The 1,787-nt window shown below is 73.0% G+C and carries 1 protein-coding gene; it reads left to right on the forward strand.

All coding sequences use genetic code 11. From position 1 onward, the window contains the following. Nucleotides 1-381 precede the first annotated feature (381 nt). A partial coding sequence (locus GTP77_RS29675) for a [Fe-Fe] hydrogenase large subunit C-terminal domain-containing protein (protein WP_229202436.1) occupies nucleotides 382-1,787 on the forward strand: 1,406 nt, incomplete at its 3' end.

The raw sequence follows: 1,787 nt of genomic DNA on the forward strand, positions 1-1,787 counted from the left end.
CCGGCGGCAGCGGCGCCGGCCGCCAGCCGACGCAGCCGGACAGCCCCAGCAGCGCGGCGCACCATGCGGCGCGCACGCTCATGACACCGGGATGGGGCGGTCCTGCGCGGCGCGCGCGCACTCCCGGGCCAGCGCGCCCCCGGACTGGCGTTTCCCATCCATAGCGGCTTCCATATTCGCAACCTCCCATGTGCAGAGCCGCGCCGGCGCCGGCGGCCTGTCACGGTTGTACGCCGCAGCGCGCGGCGGGGGCTTGATGCGCGTCAAAGGTGCGCCGGATACGGCCCGGTGCCGATCGCGGGCAGGATTGATCCAGATCAAAGCGCGTGGCGGCGGCGCGGGACGACAATGGGCGCCTGGGGCAAGAAAGCGGAGGACACCATGAGCGATACCGAGGCGGCGCCGGCCCATCCCATGCTGCGGCTCACCGTCAATGGCCGGGCTGTCGAGGTGGCCGACGGCGCGACCTATCTGGATGCCGCCCGGGCCGCCGGCGTGCACATCCCCACGCTGTGCTACCACCCGCGCCTGCCCGCGCACGCGGTGTGCCGCATGTGCCTGGTCGAGGTGGCCGGCCGGCCCGATCCGCAGCCGGCCTGCGTGGCCAGGGCGGGCGCGGGCGATGTGGTCGAGACCGGGTCCGCCGCCCTGCACCGCTTTCGCGCCATGGACGCGCAATGGCTGCTGGCGCGCCACCCGAACGACTGCATGCGCTGCGAAGTCAACGGCGCCTGCCAATTGCAGAACCTGATCAGCGAAAACCAGTGGCAGGAACGCTGGGACCAGGTCGCGCGCGGCTCGGCCGCCCATCCGGAACACCGGCTGAGCGACCACACCTCGCCCAGCATCTGGCGCGACCTGGCCAAATGCATCGAATGCGGCCTGTGCGCGGACGCGTGCGGCGCCGCCGGCCAGCAGCAGTACGTGATCGGCTTCGCGCAGCGCGGCGCGGCGCGCCTGCCGGTGACGGTGTTCGACCAGCCGCTGGCCCACACCGGCTGCATCTCCTGCGGCCAGTGCACGCAGGCGTGCCCGGTCGGCGCGCTGGTGGAGACGCCGCACTGGCACGCCGTGCTGCAGGTGCTCGACGAGCACCGCCGCGTGTCGGCGGTACAGGTGGCGCCGGCCACGCGGATCGCCATCGGCGAGGAGTTCGGCATGGAGGCCGGCACGGTGAGCACGGGGAAAATGATCAGCGCCCTGCGCCGGCTCGGCTTCGACTACGTGTTCGACAGCAATTTCGGCGCCGACCTGACCGTCATGGAGGAAGCCAGCGAACTGCTGGCGCGCCTGGCGGACCCGGCGCAGCCGGCGGGCCGGCTGCCGCTGATGACCTCCTGCTGTCCGGGCTGGGTCAACTGGGTCGAGCTCAACCGCCCCGACCTGCTGCCGCACCTGAGCACCACCAAGTCGCCCCAGCAAATGCACGGCGCGCTGACCAAGCGCGGCGCGTTCGCGCGCAGCCTCGGGGCCGATTTTGCCGACGGCAAGGCGGAGCCCTACGTGGTCAGCGTGATGCCGTGCACGGCCAAGAAGGACGAGGCGCTGCGTCCCGGCATGGCCGGCGACATCGACCACGTGCTCACCACGCGCGAGCTGGCCCGGATGATCAAGGCGCGCGGCATCGCCTTCCACGCGCTGCCGGAAGACGGCCGCTTCGACCAGCCGCTGGGGCGCAGCACCGGCGCGGCGCAGCTGTTCGCCGCCTCGGGCGGCGTGATGGAGGCGATGGCGCGCACCGCCGCCCACCGCCTCGGCGCGGCCGGCGCCCAGCCGCTGGAATGGCA

Origin of the sequence: Pseudoduganella aquatica (assembly GCF_009857595.1) — a bacterium.
Taxonomy (GTDB): Bacteria; Pseudomonadota; Gammaproteobacteria; order Burkholderiales; family Burkholderiaceae_D; genus Rugamonas; species Rugamonas aquatica_A.